General features: G+C 72.7%; 18 protein-coding genes. 11 read left to right on the top strand and 7 right to left on the bottom strand.

The window, feature by feature from the left end; genetic code table 11:
• The first annotated feature begins 90 nt into the window (after nt 1-90).
• The 6 genes from HUT10_RS45415 to HUT10_RS45390 all read left to right on the top strand — a co-directional run bounded on the left by HUT10_RS45415 (nt 91) and on the right by HUT10_RS45390 (nt 8800).
• Nucleotides 91-1365: a vanadium-dependent haloperoxidase gene (locus HUT10_RS45415; RefSeq protein ID WP_176176866.1), complete on the top strand. Its 1275-nt coding sequence runs from the start codon at nt 91-93 to the stop codon at nt 1363-1365.
• 85 nt (nt 1366-1450) lie between these two features.
• Nucleotides 1451-2632 (top strand): cytochrome P450, encoded by a 1182-nt coding sequence (locus HUT10_RS45410; RefSeq protein ID WP_176176865.1) that lies wholly within the window; start codon nt 1451-1453, stop codon nt 2630-2632.
• A gap of 33 nt (nt 2633-2665) precedes the next feature.
• Nucleotides 2666-4225: a hypothetical protein gene (locus tag HUT10_RS45405; RefSeq protein WP_176176864.1), complete on the top strand. Its 1560-nt coding sequence runs from the start codon at nt 2666-2668 to the stop codon at nt 4223-4225.
• 230 nt (nt 4226-4455) lie between these two features.
• Nucleotides 4456-6495 (top strand): PQQ-dependent sugar dehydrogenase, encoded by a 2040-nt coding sequence (locus tag HUT10_RS45400; RefSeq protein WP_176178351.1) that lies wholly within the window; start codon nt 4456-4458, stop codon nt 6493-6495.
• A 28-nt stretch (nt 6496-6523) separates the two neighbouring features.
• Nucleotides 6524-7528, top strand: a complete 1005-nt coding sequence (locus HUT10_RS45395; protein WP_254897311.1) for an SMP-30/gluconolactonase/LRE family protein — start codon at nt 6524-6526, stop codon at nt 7526-7528.
• A 30-nt stretch (nt 7529-7558) separates the two neighbouring features.
• Nucleotides 7559-8800 (top strand): prolyl oligopeptidase family serine peptidase, encoded by a 1242-nt coding sequence (locus tag HUT10_RS45390; RefSeq protein ID WP_176176862.1) that lies wholly within the window; start codon nt 7559-7561, stop codon nt 8798-8800.
• A 16-nt stretch (nt 8801-8816) separates the two neighbouring features.
• On the opposite strand, the gene HUT10_RS45385 is transcribed toward HUT10_RS45390, so the two are convergent.
• From HUT10_RS45385 to HUT10_RS45365, 5 genes are all read right to left on the bottom strand, one after another.
• Nucleotides 8817-10907, bottom strand: a complete 2091-nt coding sequence (locus HUT10_RS45385) for a xanthine dehydrogenase family protein molybdopterin-binding subunit (RefSeq protein WP_176176861.1) — start codon at nt 10905-10907, stop codon at nt 8817-8819.
• Nucleotides 10904-11911 carry a xanthine dehydrogenase family protein subunit M gene (locus HUT10_RS45380; protein WP_176176860.1) on the bottom strand — a complete coding sequence of 336 codons (1008 nt, stop codon included), beginning with the start codon at nt 11909-11911 and terminating at the stop codon, nt 10904-10906. Before HUT10_RS45380 ends, HUT10_RS45385 begins: the two co-directional genes overlap by 4 nt.
• Nucleotides 11908-12432, bottom strand: a complete 525-nt coding sequence (locus HUT10_RS45375; protein ID WP_176176859.1) for a (2Fe-2S)-binding protein — start codon at nt 12430-12432, stop codon at nt 11908-11910. Before HUT10_RS45375 ends, HUT10_RS45380 begins: the two co-directional genes overlap by 4 nt.
• A gap of 62 nt (nt 12433-12494) precedes the next feature.
• Entirely contained in the window at nt 12495-13010 is a 516-nt protein-coding gene (locus HUT10_RS45370) for a VOC family protein (protein WP_176176858.1), read from the bottom strand.
• A gap of 69 nt (nt 13011-13079) precedes the next feature.
• Nucleotides 13080-13652, bottom strand: a complete 573-nt coding sequence (locus HUT10_RS45365) for a DM13 domain-containing protein (RefSeq protein ID WP_176176857.1) — start codon at nt 13650-13652, stop codon at nt 13080-13082.
• 129 nt (nt 13653-13781) lie between these two features.
• Between HUT10_RS45365 and HUT10_RS45360 the strand changes: the two genes are divergently transcribed.
• Nucleotides 13782-14246, top strand: a complete 465-nt coding sequence (locus tag HUT10_RS45360; RefSeq protein ID WP_176176856.1) for a hypothetical protein — start codon at nt 13782-13784, stop codon at nt 14244-14246.
• 81 nt (nt 14247-14327) lie between these two features.
• Here HUT10_RS45360 and HUT10_RS45355 read toward each other — a convergent pair whose 3' ends face one another.
• A complete protein-coding gene (locus HUT10_RS45355; protein ID WP_176176855.1) occupies nt 14328-14549 on the bottom strand; it encodes a DUF2188 domain-containing protein in 222 nt (73 codons plus the stop codon).
• Between the two features lie 261 nt (nt 14550-14810).
• Nucleotides 14811-15500 (bottom strand): PfkB family carbohydrate kinase, encoded by a 690-nt coding sequence (locus tag HUT10_RS45350; RefSeq protein WP_303247013.1) that lies wholly within the window; start codon nt 15498-15500, stop codon nt 14811-14813.
• 12 nt (nt 15501-15512) lie between these two features.
• Here HUT10_RS45350 and HUT10_RS45345 point away from each other — a divergent pair, with 12 nt between their 5' ends.
• From HUT10_RS45345 to HUT10_RS45330, 4 genes are all read left to right on the top strand, one after another.
• The gene (locus tag HUT10_RS45345; protein WP_176176853.1) at nt 15513-15800 is read left to right on the top strand and encodes a hypothetical protein; all 288 of its coding nucleotides are present in this window, start codon (nt 15513-15515) and stop codon (nt 15798-15800) included.
• 264 nt (nt 15801-16064) lie between these two features.
• Entirely contained in the window at nt 16065-16736 is a 672-nt protein-coding gene (locus tag HUT10_RS45340) for an SDR family oxidoreductase (protein ID WP_176176852.1), read from the top strand.
• 85 nt (nt 16737-16821) lie between these two features.
• Complete coding sequence (locus tag HUT10_RS45335; RefSeq protein ID WP_176176851.1) at nt 16822-17340, top strand: flavin reductase family protein; 519 nt, start codon at nt 16822-16824, stop codon at nt 17338-17340.
• A complete protein-coding gene (locus tag HUT10_RS45330; RefSeq protein WP_176176850.1) occupies nt 17337-18395 on the top strand; it encodes a 3,4-dihydroxy-2-butanone-4-phosphate synthase in 1059 nt (352 codons plus the stop codon). Before HUT10_RS45335 ends, HUT10_RS45330 begins: the two co-directional genes overlap by 4 nt.
• The last annotated feature ends 60 nt before the right edge of the window (nt 18396-18455 follow it).

The raw sequence follows: 18455 nt of genomic DNA, 5'->3' as shown, positions 1-18455 counted from the left end.
CCGTTCCCGCCACCGAGGGATACGCGCCCGGGTTACGCCGTAACCCGTGACCGTATCGGCAAGCGACCCCTCCGACGACCTGGGAGCGCCATGACCACCACCTCGATGTCGCGCCGGACGCTGCTCGTGACCGGCTGCGCGGCCGCCGCCGCGCTCGCCACCACCGGCCTGCCCGGTCCGGCCACCGCGGCGCCCGCGCGGGCCGGCGGCGCGGACGTCGTCATCGACTGGAACCGGCAGCTGCTGGCCATCGTGCGCACGGCGGGCCTGCAGCCGGCCACCGTGCACCCGACCCGCAGCTTCGCCCTGCTGCACGCGGCCATCCACGACGCCGTCGTCGCGACGACCGGCACCGGACGGCCCTACCTGTTCACCGTCGACGTCCCGGAACGGGCGGCGCCCGAGGCCGCCGCGGCGCAGGCGGCCCACGACGTCCTGGCCGCGCTCTACCCCACCCGGGCCGGCGTGCTGGCGGACCTGCTGGCCGGGCAGCTGGCCGGCGTGACGCCGCCGGCCGCGCGGGAGGCCGGTACCCGGGCCGGGCGGCTCGTCGCCCGGCTGCTGCTGGGCCTGCGGGCCGACGACGGGTCGGCGGCGGTCCCGCCGGTGCTGCCGCCGGGCACCGCACCCGGGCAGTACCGGCCGACCCCGCCGGCGTTCGCCCCCGCCGTGTTCACCCACTGGGCCGCGGTGACGCCGTTCGTGCTCGACCGGGCCGCGCAGTTCCGGCCCGGTCCGTACCCTTCGCCGGGCAGCGCCCGCTACGCGCGTGCCCTGGCCGAAGTGGCCGCGGCCGGCCGCGACACCAGCACGACCCGCACCGCCGACGAGACCGAGCAGGCGCGGTTCTGGGCCGCGCCGATCTGGAACTACTGGAACGAGATCGCCCAGTCGGTCGTCGGCGGCTCGCGCAGCGGCCTGCTCGTGGCGGCCCGGGTGTTCGCGCGGCTCAACCTGAGCTTCGCCGACGCCGTGATCGCCTTCTACGACGCGAAGTACCACTACCGGATCTGGCGCCCGATCACCGCGATCCGGCTCGCCGCCGCGGACGGCAACCCGGCCACCGACGGCATCCCGGACTGGTCGGGCCTGGCGACCACCCCGGCCGACCCGGCGTACCCCGGCGCGCACAGCGTCATCGCGCAGGCGGGCGCGCTGGTCCTGCGCCAGGAGTACGGTCCGCGGTGGCCACTGGCCGTCACCTCCGAAGCGCTGCCCGGCGTGGTCCGGCGGTTTACGTCGTTCCAGGGCGCCGCCGACGAAGCCGGCCTCAGCCGGATCACGGCCGGCGTCCACACCCGGCTCGACCACGAAGCCGGCCGGCAGCTCGGCCACGACGTCGCCGGGTTCGTCCTCCGCTCGTGATCACTCCATTGTGGACATTTTGGCCCCGGGGAGGAGCCGCCGTTGGGCGGTATTCGCCGCTGCCCGGGTGCGCCACGATGTGCCGATGGACGTCCAGCCCGTCCCCTACCCCTTCGGGGACGCCGTGGCCCTGCGGCTGCACCCGCGGTTCGCCCGGTTGCGGAAGGCCGGCGCACCGGTCCGCGTCACGATGCCCTACGGCGGCGACGCCTGGCTGGTGACGGGCTACGAGCAGACCCGGTTCGTGCTGTCGGACCCGCGGTTCTCGCGCGCCGCCGCGGCCGGGGCGGACGTGCCGCGCGGCCGTCCCGGCCTCGAACCGGCGGGCAACCTGCTGGCCATGGATCCGCCGGAGCACCACCGGATCCGGGCGCTGGTGGGCACGGCGTTCACCGCCCGCCGGGTCGAGCTGCTCCAGCCGCGGATCCAGGCCATCGTCGACACGCTCCTCGACGGCGTCGCGCCACCGGCGGACTTCGCGGCGGCGGTGACGTGGGAGCTGCCCGTGCTGGTGATCTGCGAACTGCTCGGCGTACCGGCGGAGCAGCGCCGGATGGTGCGCGAGTGCACCGAAACGCTGGTCGCCTCGGACGTGACACCCGAGGACGTCTCGCAGGCACGCGGAAAGCTGGCGGGCGCACTGCGGACGCTGATCGCACAGCGCCGGGAGCACCCGGCCGACGACCTGCTGACCGCACTCGTCGCCGCCCGCGACGAAGACGACCGCTTGACCGACCGCGAACTGCTCATGCTCGGCGTGGCCCTGCTGACCGGCGGCCACGAGACCACGGCGAACCTGGCCGGCAGCTTCCTGGTCGAGCTGCTGTCCGACTGCGACCGCTGGACGACGCTCGTCGCCCGGCCCGAGCTGATCCCGGCCGCGGTGGAGGAACTGCTGCGCTACGTCCCGCTGTCGACGGTCGCGGACTTCGCGCGGATCGCCCGGGAGGACCTCTCGCTCGGCGGCCAGGTCATCCGGGCGGGCGACGCGGTCCTGGTCCAGCTGGATGCGGCCAACCGCGACGAAGAGGTGTTCCCCTCGGCCGGCGAGCTGGACTTCAGTCGCGCGGTCAACCACCACCTCGCGTTCGGCTACGGCGTGCACCACTGCCTCGGCGCCCCGCTGGCCCGGCTGGAGCTGCGCATCCTGCTGTCGACCCTGGTGCGCCGGCTGCCGGGGCTGCGCCTGGCGATTCCGGCCGAAGGGATCGGGTGGCGTCGGGGCGGGTTGCTGCGGGGTGTCACCAGCTTGCCTGTCACTTGGTAGTACTGGGCCGCTCAAGGCGTCCGGGCTCGGGCAGTGCATCGGGCTCCCACGCCGAAACGAGCAGAATCGATCTTCCAGTACGCTGCCACACCTCATCGCGAAACGACCGAAAGCCAAGAGGGTGGAACAGTGTTCCTTTTCGAGGAACCCGGGAAGTTCGCCGGAAAGTACCCGCGTTTTCCGGAGAACGCCCCCCGATTCACCTTCGTCGATGAGGTCTTCGGCATCTCTCGCGAACTGCCCATGAACTACGTCGAGCGCGACAAGGTCGACAACAAGCTCTTCCTGGCACTGAACCAGAACCACCACATCGTCATCCACGGCTCGTCGAAGCAGGGCAAAACCTGCTTGCGCAAGTGGAACATCAAGGACAAGCCGCACGTGGTCGTGGCCTGCATCGAGATCACCAGCCTCGCGGAACTGAACGCGGCGATCCTGAAGGCGGTCGGGTACCGGGTCGAAAAGTCGAGTTCGACCAGCGTTTCCGGGAAGTCGAAGATCAACGCGAAGGTCGACGTCCACTTCAAGGCACCCGGGTTCGACATGACCACCTCGACGGGCGAAGAATCGGAACGCTCCCGGGAGCAGATCCAGACCACCGAGCCCCTCGAACTCGATCCCGAGGACATCAACGACATGATCCGGGCGCTCGAGTCCATCGAGTTCGACTCCCTGATCATCCTGGAGGATTTTCACTACCTGCCGAGTGTCGTGCAAAAGTCTTTCTCGCGGGCACTGAAGGGCTATTTCGACTACTCGGCCTACCGGTTCGTCATGATCGGCGTCTGGCTGGACGACAACAAACTCCTCAGGTTCAACGGCGATCTGGGCAGCCGGATAGCCACAGTCAACGCCGATCACTGGTCGAGAACCGAACTCGAAGACGTCATAGAGAAGGGTGAGAACCTGATCGGGCTGAAGTTCGAAAGCGACTTCTGCGACTACGTACTGGAGAACTGCCTCGGCAGCGTCTGGGTCGTGCAGCAGGTCTGCTACCAGGCGTGCATCGCCGCCGGGATCATCGGCGACTCCGGACGCGAAATCCGTCCCGTGGGGTCCCTCGAACTCGCCAGGAAGCTCATGCAGGACATCGTGCGCGACCAGTCGAGCAGATCGACCAGCTTCATCGACGGCTTCTCCGCGGGACCGAACGCCGAGCTGGCCGAGATCTACCGATGGGCTCTGTACGCCGTGATCGCCAGCGATGTCGCCCGCCTCGAAGGAGGGCTCCAGGTGGAGGAGATCGTCAACTTCATCGACAGTTTCGGCCTCGGCGCCGGTCCGCGCCAACGGGACCTTCTCGCCGAACTGCCGAACATCGCCGAGTTCCAGATGCACCACCTCGAAATCAGCCCCATCGTTCTCGACTACGACTTCGGCGCCCGCCGGCTGAACGTGGTGGACCGGTCGTTCCTCATCTGGCTGAACGGACAGGACCGCGTCGAGATCCTGCGGGAAGCCGACATGCCGGGCAACTCGCTCCGCCACTGGCAACGTGTCGTGCACGACGTGAAGAACGCCCACCACAAACCGGAATCGGCCACCGTCGGCGCAAGGACACGAGCCGACGAACAGGTGGAACGGCCGACGTAGCCCGCGCCGGGGCGCGTTCCGCTCCGGTCGCCTCGGTTGGATACCCGCTCACCACCCCTGTCGCCGGTCAAAGATTTGCGCTACGGTGACCTGGGAGCGCTCCCAGTCGCGTGGGTCGACCAGCCCGCGACGCCCAGTACGCACCCCTGCTCGCAAGGAGGCGACGCATGGCTCTACGTGCGCGAAAACCGTCCGGTCCGGCACCGCTCCGCACCACCGAACGCCGAGCACTGGCCACCACCCTGCTCGTGGGCCTGGGCTTCCTGCTCCCCGCCCCGGCCGCATCCGCCGCCACCGTGGACACCGGTTCTTCCTACGTGCTCGTCAACCGCAGCAGCGGCAAGGCGCTGGAAGTCTCCGGCGGCGCCACCTACGACGGCGCCCGGATCACCCAGCGCACCCGGGACGACCGCGGCCCGCAGCAGTGGCAGTTCGTCGACTCCGGCGGTGGCTTCTACCGGATCAAGTCCCGGCTCAGCGCGCTCGTCCTGACCTTCCCCTCCACCGCCGACCGGGCCGGGCTGGTGCAGAGCGCCGACGCCGGCCGCTCCGGGCAGCAGTTCCGGCTCGCCGGCTCCGCCGGTGGTGACGTCCGGTTGCTCAACCGGGCCAGCGGCAAGGCCGTCGCCACGTCGAGCTCCGCCGACGGTGCGCGGATCGTCCAGCTGCCCGACTCCGGCGGCGCCGACCAGCGGTGGCAGCTGGTCAAGCTCGACACGACGCCGCCGACCGCGCCCTCGAACCCGCGGGCCTCGGACCTGACCTGCACCGGAGTCGTCTTCTCGTGGTCGGCGTCGTCCGATGACGTCGGGGTCGCCTTCTACGACGTCTACCACGACGGGCAGCTCATGAAATCCGTGCCGGGCACGGACCTCTCGGCCGAGCTGACCGTCGTGCCCGGGGCTTCCTGGGGCCTGTACGTCAACGCGCGTGACGCCGCCGGCAACGTCTCGCAGGCCAGTGCCACCGTCCCCATCAGCGTGCCGCAGTGCCAGGCCGACACCGAGCCGCCCAGCACCCCCGGCGGCGTGACGGCGACCGCGTCGGGCACCACCGTCACCGTGCGCTGGGAGCCGGCCACCGACAACGTCGGCGTCACCGGCTACGAGATCCTGCGCGACGGCACCGTCGCCGGCTCCACCAGCGGCGCGACCTCGTTCACCGACAGCGGCCTGGCCCCGGACACCGGCTACCGGTACCAGGTGCGGGCCCGCGACGCGCAGGGCAACCGGTCGGCCGCGGGCACCGCGGTCGCGGTCACCACCGGTTCTTCGTGCGCCACCGCGTTGTGCTCGGTCACCCGGGTCACCACCGACACCGAGCTGCCGTGGGGCCTGACCACCCTGCCCGACGGGCAGGTGCTCTACAGCCGGCGCGACAGCTTCGAGATCGTCCGGCTCGACCCCGCCACCGGCACGAAAACCGTGGTCGGCAAGATCCCGGACGTCGCGGGCACGGACGGCGAGGGCGGCGTCCTCGGCATCGCCGTGGCCACCGACTTCGCGGCCGACCCGTGGCTGTACGTCATGCACACCAGCTCGACCGACAACCGGGTGGTGCGCGTCCGGTACACCGGCGGCGTGCTCACCGGCACCCCGCAGGTGCTGCTGACCGGCATCCCGCGCAACAAGTACCACAACGGCGGCCGGCTGCGCTTCGGGCCCGACGGGAAGCTCTACCTCTCCACCGGCGACGGCCAGAACGGCGCCTGGGCCCAGGACCTCACCAGCCTCGCCGGCAAGGTCCTGCGGATCAACCGCGACGGCAGCATCCCGTCGGACAACCCCTTCGGCACGGCGGTCTGGAGCTACGGCCACCGCAACCCGCAGGGCCTGGCCTTCGACGCCCAGGGCCGCCTCTGGGAGCAGGAGTTCGGCAACTCCGTCATGGACGAGACCAACCTGATCGTCCGCGGCGGCAACTACGGCTGGCCAGCCTGCGAGGGCACCACGGGCAGCTGCGGGCAAGCCGGCTTCATCGCCCCCAAGCACACCTACCCCGTCGCCGAGGGTTCGTGCAGCGGCATCGCCGTGGTCCGCACCGGCCTCTACATCGCCTGCGAACGCGGAACCCGGCTGTACCGGGCCGAAATCTCGGGCGACAGCCTGACCGACGTCCAGCAGTACCTCACCGGCACGTACGGGCGGCTGCGCACCGTCGAGCCGTCCGCCGACGGCGGCCTGTGGCTGACCACCAGCAACTACGGCGACAAGGACAGCATTCCCTACAACAGCAACGAAAGCATCCTCAAGGTCGTGCTCGGCCGCTGAACCCCCGGCTCACGAAAGGAGAGCCGTGATGGCTCGCAGGACACTCCACCGTCGCAAGTGGACGGTGACGGCGGCGGCGATCGCGCTCGCGGGCGCGGCGGCCCCCGCGGCGGCAGGCACCACCGCGGACGCCCCGTGCACCCCGGGCGCGACCTACGGCTCGCCGCTGCCGGGCCCGTCGGTAACCGCCCGGCTCGTCCGGGGCGGGTTCACCTTCCTCGAAGGGCCCACCTGGGACCGGCGGACGGGCACGCTGCTGCTGTCGGACATGAAGAACCCCACGGGTCCCCAGGGCGTGCAGCCGTCCACGATGCTCCGGTACACCCCGCCGGCCACCTTCGAGACGTTCATCGCCGACGCCGGCAGCAACGGACTGGCGATCAGCGCCGACGGCACGCGGGTGCTCGCCGCCACCCACGACAACCGCACCGTTTCCGCCTACCGTCTGAGCGACCGCAGCCGGACGACCGTCGCGGCGGGCTACCTCGGCCGCGCGTTCAACTCGCCCAACGACCTGACCACCGGCCAGGACGGCACCACCTACTTCACCGATCCCAGCTACCAGCGCGGCAACCGCGCCGACGAGCAGGGCGGGCGGACCAGCGTCTTCCGCGTGCGCGACGGCGTGGTCGGCCTGGTCGACGACACCCTGCCGCAACCGAACGGCGTCGTGCTCTCCCCCGACGGCAAGACGCTCTACGTGGGCGCGACCGGTGCCGACGTGATCATGAAGTACACCGTCAACGCCGACGGCAGCACCGGCAACCGCACGGTGTTCGCGAACATCCGGACACCCGACGGCGCGACCGTCGACTGCGCAGGCAACGTGTACTGGGTCTCCAACGGCGAAGGGCTCGTGCACGTCTTCTCGCCGTCGGGCGCCCCGCTCGGCACCGTCTCCGCCGGCCGCACCAGTACCAACGCGGCCTTCGGCGGACCGGACGGCCGAACCCTGTACGTCACCTCCAGCGTCTCCGGCGGCGGGTACGGCCTCTACCAGGTGCACCTCGGCGTTCCCGGCCACCCGTACTGAAGTCACCCCGCCCCGGACAAAGGAGTTCGCATGGGGACAGCGTTCAGCCGCCGCACCGCACTGGCCGCCGGTGCGGGCCTCACCGCCGGTCTCGCGTGGCCCGGCGTCGCCCACGCCGGTCGAACCGGCGACGTGGGCTTCACGCTCGACGCCGAAACCCTCGACGGCGGCGAGCAGATCACCTCGCTCACGCTCCGGACCGCCCGGTTCGGGCCGATCGAGCCCGCGAGCCTGACCACCGGCACGTTCGGCGTGCACGCGCGGGCCACCAGCCCGATCGACACCGGCGGCCAGGACGTCGGCTACGACCTCGACCGGCCCGTGACCGCCGCCCGGCTCGACCACCGCGGCGACGTCGTGCTCGAACTCGGCCACGCCGAAGGCGCGACCGGCGGCAACACCCTCGGCTACGTGAACAGCCGGAGCCGCAACGTCCGGCTCGACCTGGTCTACACCGTCACGCAGAACGCCCCTCTGCGCCTGCGCAACGGCCGCCCGGTCACCTTCACCTCGTTCACGCAGGGCCGGCTGGGCAACCCCGAAGCCGACGCTTTCGGCTACCACACCTCGGGTTCGGGGATGAAGTACCGGTTGTACTCGCCGGCTTCCGGCCGCGGCAGGCGCCCGTTGATCGTCTGGCTCCACGGCGGCGGCGAAGGCGCTTCCCTGCCCGACGGCTACTACGACAACGAGACGACGCTGCGCGCCAACCGGGGCGCGCTCGGCTTCGCCACCCGGGAAGCGCAGTCGATCTTCGGCGGTGCCTACGTCGTCGTCCCGCAGAGCACGTCCGCGTGGATGGACGACGGTCCCCGGTTCGCGCCGCTCATCCGGGAAATCATCGGCGAGGTGCTCCGCACCCGGCCGGTCGATCCCGGGCGGGTTCTCGTGGCGGGCTGCAGCAACGGCGGTTACATGAGCCTGAAGATGACCACGGTCTACCCCCGGACGTTCGCCGCGTCGGTGCCGATCTGCGGCGTCGTCGCCGCCCGGAAGGCGGGTGACCCGCCGCTGATCCCGGACGCGGAGCTGGCCGCGATCGGCACACCCACCTGGCTGGTCGCCTCCCGCGACGACGACACGGTGGACCCGCAGGCGAACACCGTCCACGCCCACGAGCTCATCCCCCGCTCACTGGTGACGCTCTACGACCAGGTCGTGTGGGACGGCCACCGGTTCCCGGGCCACTGGTCGTGGATCTACGTGGCCCGCAACGACCCGGCCGCCGGCGGCACCCACGTCTGGCAGTGGATGGCGCGGCAGCACCGCTGAAGCGGCCGGGTGTTCCTCACGGAAGGGCGGGCAGCAGCGCGTCGAGGGTGATCGGCAGCTTCCGCACCCGTACCCCGGTCGCGTGGTACACCGCGTTCGCGACCGCCGCCGCCGTTCCGACGATGCCGATCTCGCCGACGCCCTTGGTGCCCATCGGGTTGAGGTGCGGGTCGTGCTCGTCGATCCAGTCGGCGCGCAGGTCGGCGACGTCGGCGTTGGTGGCGATGTGGTACTCGGCCAGGTCGTGGTTGACCACGTGCCCGGTGCGCGGGTCCATCGTGCCGGCCTCGAACAGCGCCATGGACAGCCCCATCGTCATCCCGCCGAGGAGCTGGGACCGGGCGGTCACCGGGTTGACGATCCGGCCGGCCGCGAACATGCCGTACAGCCGGGGAACGCGGAGCTCGCCGGTGTCGGCGTCCACCCGCACCTCGGCGAACTGCGCGCCGAAGGCGTACATCGAGTACTGCTCCTCGGCCGGGTTTTCCGGCGTCTCCGCGCTCGCCTCCGCGCCCTCGCCCGGGTCGGTGCCGAACTTCTCGCGGAACGCCCCGGCCGCCGCGACCACCGCGGCGCCCCAGGACGCCGTGCCGGACGAGCCGCCCGCGACGGTCGCCTTCGGGTAGTCCGTGTCGCCGATGCGGGCTTCGACGTCCGACGCGGGCACGCCGAGGGCGTCGGCGGCGATCTGCGGCAGGATCGTCCGGGCCCCGGTGCCGAGGTCGGCGGCACCGATCTCCACGGCGTAGCGGCCGCCTTCGAAGCGGATCAGCGCCGTGGACCCGGGCGAGCGCTTCGCCGGGTACACCGACGCCGCCACCCCGGTCCCGGTCAGCCAGCGGCCGTCGCGGCGGACGCCGGGCCGCCGATCCCGTTCGCCCCAGCCGAAGCGCTCGGCCCCGGCGCGCAGACAGGCGACGAGGTTGCGGCTGGAGAACGGCCGCCCGTTCTCCGGGTCCCGCTCGGGCTCGTTGCGCACCCGCAGCTCCACCGGGTCCACGCCGAGGGCCACCGCGAGCTCGTCCATCGCGACCTCGGGCCCGAACATCCCCGGGCACTCCCCCGGCGCCCGCATCCACGACGGCACCGGCACGTCCAGCGCGGCGAGCCGGTGGCTGGTGGCCCGGTTCGGCGCCGCGTACATCATCCGCGCCGGCACACCGGTCTGCTCGGCGTACTCCTTGATCCGGGACGTCTGCTCGACGACGTCGACCCGCAGCGCCCGCAGCCGTCCGTCGCGGCCGGCGCCGAGCCGGACGCGCTGGATCGTGGGCGTGCGGTAGCCGGTGAGGGTGAACATCTGCTGCCGGGTCAGCGCGAGCTTCACCGGGCGGCCCGGCACCGCGCGGGCGGCCAGCGCGGCGAGCACGACGTTCGCGTGCGCGGTGCCCTTCGAGCCGAACCCGCCGCCGACGTGCGGGCAGCGCACCCGGATCCGGTCCTCGGGCAGCCCGAACACCCCGGCGAGCGCCGAACGCACCGAGTGGACGCCCTGGGTGGAATCCCAGACGGTCAGCACCCCGTCGGCCCACAACGCGGTCGTCGCGTGCGGTTCCAGCGGGTTGTTGTGCTGCATCGCCGTCGTGTACGTCTCGTCGATGGTCACCTCGGCCCGTTCGAGCTCCGCGTCGGCGTCGCCCTGCCCGGTGTCGGTCGGAAAGCCGGCGTTCACCGAATCCGGCGCGTACAGGTCGGACCGGCCGGCGTCGAGTTCGACGTCGTGCGGCTCGGTGTCGTAGCCGACCGTCACCAGCTCCGCCGCGTGGCGGGCGGTTTCCGGGGTCTCGGCCAGCACCAGCGCGACGGCGGACCCGCGGAAGGGCACCGCGGTGTCCTGCAGCACGGCCAGCTCGGCGTCGTCGGTGCCGGCCAGGCGTTCGGCGGTGAACGGCGTGAGCACCGCCACCACGCCGTCGAGGCTTTCGGCGGCCACGGTGGCGATCCGGGTGCAGCGGCCGCGGCCGACCGTGGCCTGCACCGGGTGGGCGTACAGCGGCCGGTCCGCCGGGGCCTCGAAGGCGTACGGCGCGGTCCCGGTCACCTTGGCCGGGCCGTCGCGGCGGGTGGTCGCGGTTCCGATGGCGTGCGGTTCGAGCAGCTCGGTCACGGGTTCGGCTCCCCTGCGGTCAGCTCGCGCAGCACCGCGGCCAGGGTGCGGCGGACGAGCGGGATCTTGAAGGCGTTGCCGCCGTCGACGCCCTCGAGCGCGCGGGCGCCCGCCAGCTCGGCGGCCGCGGCGGCCGCGAACGCCTCCTCGTCCGGCCGCGCTCCGCGCAGCACGGCTTCCGCCTCGGTGGCCCGCCACGGTTTGTGCGCGACACCGCCGAGTGCGAGCCGGACGTCGTCGATCCGGCCGTCCACAAGGGACACACCGGCGGCGACCGAGACGAGCGCGAACGCGTACGACGCCCGGTCCCGGACCTTGCGGTAGGCCGACCGCCGCGCCCACGGCACGGCCGGCAGGGTGAAGCCGGTGATCAGCTCGCCGTGGGCGAGGACGGTGTCGCGTTCGGGGTGGTCACCGGGCAGCCGGTGCAGGTCCGTGAAAGCGATTTCCCGCTCGCCGGCCGTCCCCGTCACGTGGACGCGCGTGTCCAGGGCCGCCATGGCGACGGCCAGGTCGGACGGGTGCGTGGCCACGCACGACGGGGACGCGCCGAGGATCGCGTGCTGCCGGGTGGCGCCGCCGATCGCCGAGCACCCGGTCCCCGGTGCGCGCTTGTTGCACGGCGTCGTGACGTCCTGGAAGTACAGGCACCGCGTGCGCTGCAACGGGTTCCCGCCGGTGGTGGCCATGTTGCGCAGCTGGGCCGACGCGCCGGCGAGCAGCGCTTCGGCCAGGACCGGGTACCGGCGGCGGACCACGCCGTCGGCAGCCAGGTCGCTGTTGCGGACGCCGGCCCCGACGTACAGGCTGCCGTCGTCGTTCTCGCGGATCTCGCCGGACGTCACGGCGGTGACGTCGACGACCCGGCCGGGCCGGGCCACGCACAGCTTCAGGTGGTCGACGAGGTTGGTGCCACCGCCGAGGAACACCGCGTCCGGGTCCGCGGCCACGGCCCGCACGGCCTCGGCGACGGTGCCGGCCTTGGCGAAGGCGAAGGTCTTCATCGCGACGCCCGGACCGCGGCGACGATCCCGGCGTAGGCCCCGCAGCGGCAGAGGTTGCCGCTCATCCGTTCGGCGATCTCCTCGTCGGACCACTGTGGAGCGCCGCTCACGGGCGAGGTGACGTGGCTGGGGAACCCGTCGGCGAACTCGGCCAGCAACCCGGCCGCCGAGCAGATCTGGCCGGGCGTGCAGTACCCGCACTGGAAGGCGTCGTGGTCGAGGAAGGCCTGCTGGATCGGGTGCAGCCCGCCGTCCCGCGCCAGCCCGGCCGCGGTCGTGACGTCGGCGCCGTCGCAGGTCACGGCCAGGGTCAGGCAGGCGAGCACCCGCCGGCCGCCGGCCAGCACGGTGCAGGAGCCGCACTGGCCGTGGTCACAGCCCTTCTTCGCGACCGGCTCGCCGAGCTGGTCGCGGATGAGGTCGAGCAACGTGCGCCGCGGATCCACCGCCAGCCGGTGCTCGGTGCCGTCGACCCGCACCGTGATCGTGGGTTCGGTTCCGGTGTCTTCGCTCGCCGCCATGACGCCGCCCTCTCGGTGGGATCATTCGGCATACCCGCCGGGAGCGGGACGAAACCGGGTCGCTACGAGGTGATCACCGCGCTCGCCCGGCCCCGGGCCCGGCCGCTGAGCTCGGCGTCGAGGGTTTCCTGGGCGTAGCGCATCTGCTCCTGGTACCGCGGCTCGGCCAGCCGCCGCATGCCTTCCTCCGGAGCGACCGCCTCGGCCACCGCGGTGATCCACCAGATGTTGCCGAACGGGTCGCGCACCCGGCCACCGCGCTGGCCGAAAGCGTTGTCGGTCAGTGCCGTCACCTCGCGGGCGCCCGCCTGCAGGGCGGCGGCGAACGCGACGTCGGCGTCGGGGACGAAGACGCGCAGCAGGGACGGCATCTCCGGCCAGTCGTCGCGCTGGTCGAACGCGAGCACGACGGTGTCGCCGACCCGGATCTCGGCGTGGCCGATGCTGCCGTCCTCCAGCGGCACCCGGCCCAGTTCGACGCCGCCGAAGGCCGCGGTGACGAAGTCCAGCAGCGCACCGGTGTCCGGGGTGACGACCCAGGGGGCGACCGCGGTGTAACCGTCGGGGGTGGCAGTCATCGTGAGTCCCTCTCGCTCGTTGGTGAAACTCACGCTAACGGCGATATAGGACAGTTCCCGTCCGCACGGTCAGGTCGCCGTGCGGGTCAGCTCCGCCGCGCCGAACGACACGTCGAAGCGGTCGCACCACAGGCTCACGCTCGTGTAACCGGCCAGGTCGGTGCCCGCGGGCAGCGGGTAGTTCTGGTTCCCCTTGTTGCCCTTGAGCTTGCCCGCGTCGAGGTGCTTCCCGTCGTCGAAGACGCCCCAGCCGTCCTTGCCCGGTTTCACCGGTGCGTCGGTGAGCCAGACGTGCACGTCGGGGCCGCTGCTCGTCGCGAGGTTCTCCAACCGCAGCACGAGCGAGCCGTCGGCGGCGCGGATCACCCGGACGGTACCCGCGGTCCGGTGCTCGTGGCTGATCAGCGAACCGGCCGCCACCTCGGCCGGCGAGGACGGCGCGGCAGGTGCGGAAGGCGCGGAAGGCGCGGCCGAAGACGGCGGCGCCGAGACCGCGGGAACCGGAAGACTTTCTTCGACCGTCTCGTCCACCCACAGCTGCCACGGCTGGAACCAGTACAGGCCCGCCGCGACGGCGATCAGGCCCGCCACCAGCGCGCCGGCCAACCAGGGCCGGGTCGGCAGGCGCCGCGTGCGGTTCATCCGGTACTCCTCCGTCGTCGAGTTCGAACCGTATTGAACCGGAGAAATCGCCCGGCCGGACTCCCGCGCGCGGTTACCGATCTCTTACGCGGCCGGTTGTGCCGGCCCACCCCGGGGTACGCGGGGCCGATGACCGACAACCGGGATCCCGCGGCGGGCGTGACCGTCCGGCAGTTCACCGACGACCTGCTCGACGCCGCGGCGGACGGTGCCCATGACGAAGTCACGGGGGCGGTGGCCGTCCTGGCCCGCGCCGGTCCGACGCGGGTGGCGGCCGAGGTGGCCGACGAGCTGGTCGGCCGGTGCGCGGCGGCGATCGGCCCGCGGTGGAACGACGCCTTCTTCACGGTCGTCGTCGAAGACGCCGCGGGGAGGGCTGCCGAGGTCGAGCGGCTGCCGCCCGGGCCCCGGGCGGCGTTGCGCGCGCTGCTGGCGGCGCTCAACGACGACCAGCCGAGCCGGGACATCCACATCGAGCTGGCGACGCGCGGCCGTCCGGCTGATCTGGTCGCCGTGTTCACCCACCTGGTGGTCTGGTACCTGGAACTGTCCGGCCCGGCCGACTTGCCGTTCCTCAGCTGCTTCACCGAGTGAGCCCGGGGTGATCCGCTCGGCAGGGTCCCGCTTCCGCTCGGCGAAGGCCGGGGGGACGACCTGCGAGCGGAAGCGGGAGGCTCAGCAGGCCGGTCCGGCACGCGGCCGGTAGTCGCGTTCGCTTTCGACGTCGCCGTCGGGGGTGTGGACCAGGTGCCCCACCCGGCGCTTCCGCGCCGCCAGCCGGCCGGCCACGACCGCGTCGACGCGGCGCGGGGAGGTGTTGGAGGCCCGGGTGCCGCCTTCGACCCGGTTCTTCCACACACCGTCCTCGTACACGGTGTGCACGTCTCCATCGGCCACGGGATTTCCTTCCAGCGCAAGGCAGTTCGCCGGTCCCGGGTGGTCGGTGGCCGTCACGGGCACGGGTTCGCCCGGGGTCGGCGGTGGCACGGCCCGCACCGGCGTCCGGAAATCGCGGGGGGTACCTCCGGACGGCGGCGCGGCACGCGCGGGCAGACCCGTCGCCAACACGTGTGACGGGCCGGCGCGTCCGGAGGGGCTGAAGACGAACCAGCCGACGGGTACCCGGCCGCGGCGGAGGTCGAAACTCCGCCATTCGGGTCACGCGCGCGGGCCGACCCCTCCGGCCAGGACCCGCTGTTCGACGTCGGCCGCCGCGGCCTCGCCGTACGTGGCGCGCAGCCGGGCGAGGAACTCCTCGGGCTCGAACACGTACTCCTGTCCCCCGGCGGATCCGAGCGCGATGCCGGCCAGTGCGGCGCCCATCCGGGCCGCCTGCTCGATACCGGTTCCCCGGCTGAGCCCGGCCAGGAAGCCGGCACGGAAGGCGTCGCCGGTGCCCGTCGGGTCGACGACCCCGGCGGTCGGCACGGCGGGGATCGTCAACGGCGGTTCGGTCGCGGATTCGATCCGGACGCCGTTTTCGCCGAGCGTGGTGACCCAGCGCCCGACCCGCACCAGGACGTCGCAGCCGGTCCAGCCGGTGGCCGCCAGCAGCAGGTCGTGCTCGTATTCGTTGGTGAACAACAGGTCGGTGCCGTCGACCAGGGAGCGGATCTGGGGCCCGGTCAGGCGGGCCAGCTGCTGGGAGGGATCGGCGGCAAAGCGGTAGCCGTGCGCGCGGCAGTCGCGGGTGTGCCGGAGCATGGCGTCGGGATCGTTGGGGGCGATCAGCACCAGGTCGAGGCCGCCGTGGTGGGCGGCGACGCGGGCGAGGTCGATGTCGCGGGCCTCGCTCATCGCCCCGGCGTAGAACGAGGCGATCCGGGTTCTGCGACCACGCTGCGCCACATCCGCGCGCTGGTGAAGACGAACTTCCTGGTCGCCGAGCCGGTGTGCACCGGCGAAAACGGCGCGCTGCAACGGCCTTACCGCGCCACCGCGCGCACCTGGGGCCTGACCATCATGCCCGACGACGCCGGCCTGGCCCAGCAGGTCGACCTGGCCGTGCTCGGCGCCCACCACGCCGAGCTGATCGCCGAGTTCGAGGACGAGCCCGACGGCGAGCCGCTGAGCTACCTGTGGTCACTCGCCGCGCAGGCCCAGCTCGACCTCGACCCCCGGGACAGCGGTGGCGCCGACCCCGATTGACCGAACGGCCGGACCGGTGGTTGACTGTTTTCGTCCGCCACCGAAGAAGATCTGTTTCGGTTGTCCGAGAATCGCCCGTCCGTCCGATTGACGCGTTCGCCCCCGGCGGCGTTCGTCCGTCGATAACCGGTTCGGACCACTTCGTGCTGGGCTCACGAAAGCGCTTTCCCGCCGCGCAGAAACACCCGATCAGAGCAATTGCGAAAAGGGGTCTCCCCGGTGGCGTTGCCACCCGGGGCAGTCCGCCACGAGAAGGGGAATCGAATGAAGATCGTCATCGCCGGCGGCCACGGCAAGATCGCCTTGCGGCTGACCCGGCAGCTCGCGCGGCGGGGTGACTCCGTCGTCGGCATCGTCCGCAACCCCCGCCACGTCGACGACGTCGAACGCGCGGGCGGGAAGGCCGTGGTGCTCGACCTCGAGCACGCCACGGTGGACGAGGTGGCCACGGTCCTGGTCGGCGCGGACGCGGCTGTCTTCTCGGCGGGCTCGGGCAACGCCGCCACCGCCGCCCGCCGGGACCGGATGGACCGGGCCGCCGTCGTGCTGGTCATGGACGCGGCCGAACAGGCCGGGGTGCGCCGGTTCGTGCACGTCAGCTCGATCAACGTCGGCTGCGCCGACGACCGCGGCATCGGCGAGGGCTACGCCATCTACCTGCAGGCCAAGCGCGCCGCCGAACAGCACATCTTCGAGCGCGACAAGCTCGACTGGACGGTGCTGCGGCCCGGCGTGCTGACCGACGGCGACGGCGACGGCACCGTCGAGCTCACGCCGGGGAACCGGGTCGCCCCGAAGCGCGCCCGGTTCGACCAGGTCGCGCGGGAAGACGTCGCCGCCGTGCTCGTGGGGCTGCTCGACCGGCCCGCCACGGCAGGCCGGATCTACGTGGTGGTCGGCGGGAAGACCCCGATCGAGGCCGCGATCGACGCCTGACGCCGTCGCCGGAAGGCGAGGCGAGCTCCACCCGTATCGGCAGCGAGTGCCCGGTCCTCACCGGCCGGGTCCTGGGGAGGCTACCGTGACCACCGTCCCTTCCACCGGCCACCGCGCGGCGGTCCTGCGCCAGGCCTTCGCCTGCTTTCCCAGCGGGGTGACGGCGCTCGGCGCGGTGGCCGGCGGCGCACCGGCCGGCATGGCCGTCAGCTCGTTCACCTCGGTGTCCCTCGAACCGGCCCTGCTGTCGGTCTGCGTGCGCAACGCCTCGGCGACCTGGCCGCAGCTGCGGGCGTCCCCGCGGCTCGGCCTCAGCGTGCTGGCCGAGCACCAGGCCGCGGCGGGCCGCCGGCTGGCCGGGAAGACCGGCGACCGGTTCGCCGGGGTGGGCTGGTGGGCGAGCGACGACGGCGCGCTCTTCGTCCTGGGTGCCTCGGCCTGGTTCGACTGCTCGGTCCGGGCCGAGGTGCCTGCCGGCGACCACACGGTCGTGCTGCTGGAGGTCCACGGGCTGCACGCGAACCCCGACGTCCCGCCGCTGGTCTTCCACGGCAGCCGGTTCCGCCGCCTGGAACTCGGCGAGCTCGCCGTGGGGGCGTCATGAGCGTCCGGCTCACCCCCGCCCGCCCGGCGGCCGCGCCGATCGGCCCGGCGCTCGCCGCCGTGGCGGCAGGCGAACCGGTGGTGCTCGTCGACGACCACGCCCCGGCCGGTTTCCTGGTGGCCGCCGCGGAAACCGTCACCACCGCGGTGACCGCGTTCCTGGTCCGGCACTCGTCGGGGCTGCTGTGCGTCTCGCTGCCCGGTGCCGAGTGCGACCGCCTCGACCTGCCCCCGATGCCGGGCGCGAGCCGGTTCGAAGCGTGCGTGACGGTGGACGCGGCCACCGGCATCACCACCGGGATCTCCGCCCACGACCGGGCGCGCACCGCGGCGCTGCTCGCGGCCGCGGGCTCGACCGGACACGATTTCACCCGTCCGGGGCACGTGATCCCGGTGCGTCACGCGGCCGGCGGCGTGCTCCACCGCCGGGGCGTGGCCGAGGCGGCGGCGGACCTGGCCCGCGCGGCCGGGCGGCGGCCGGCAGCCCTCTTCGCCGCCCTGGTCGGGCTCAGCCGGCCCACCGAGCTCGCCGGGCCACCCGAACTGGCCCGGTTCGCCGAGGACCACGGCCTCGCCGCGGTGTCGGTCGGCGACCTGGTCACCCACCGGCTGAGCCGCGACCCGCTGGTCACCCGCCGGGCCACGACCGGGGCGGTCTCGGACCTGGTGCGCGCGGTCGGGTACACCGGCGCGTTCGACGGCGCGGAGCACCTCGCCCTGGTCACCGGCAGCCCGGCCGGAGCCGACGACGTCCCGGTGTACGTCCACCGCGAGTGCCCGGCCGGGGACGTGCCGGGCTGGCTGCGCTGCGCGTGCCGTCCCGGGCTGGACACGGCCTTGACGGCCATCACGGCCGAGGGGTGCGGCGTCGTCGTGCACCTGAAGCCGAACCGCTTCCGGGCGGGCGAATCCGGCGAAGAAGAATTCCTTTCCGCCGTCGCGGCCGTCATCGTCCAGGATCTGGGCGTTCGCTCGGTGCGATTGCCGGCCGGTCAGGAAGCGCACCGGGCCGCGTTCGAACTCCGCGGCGTTCCGGCCGGCCGGTTCGGCGGCTGATTTCCGCCGCTTCCGGAAACGGTTTCCCCGCGATTCGGAATGCGGGATCCGGCCCGGCGG

The organism is Amycolatopsis sp. Hca4, from assembly GCF_013364075.1.
Lineage (GTDB): Bacteria > Actinomycetota > Actinomycetes > Mycobacteriales > Pseudonocardiaceae > Amycolatopsis.
This window is presented reverse-complemented; position numbering and strand designations above follow the sequence as displayed.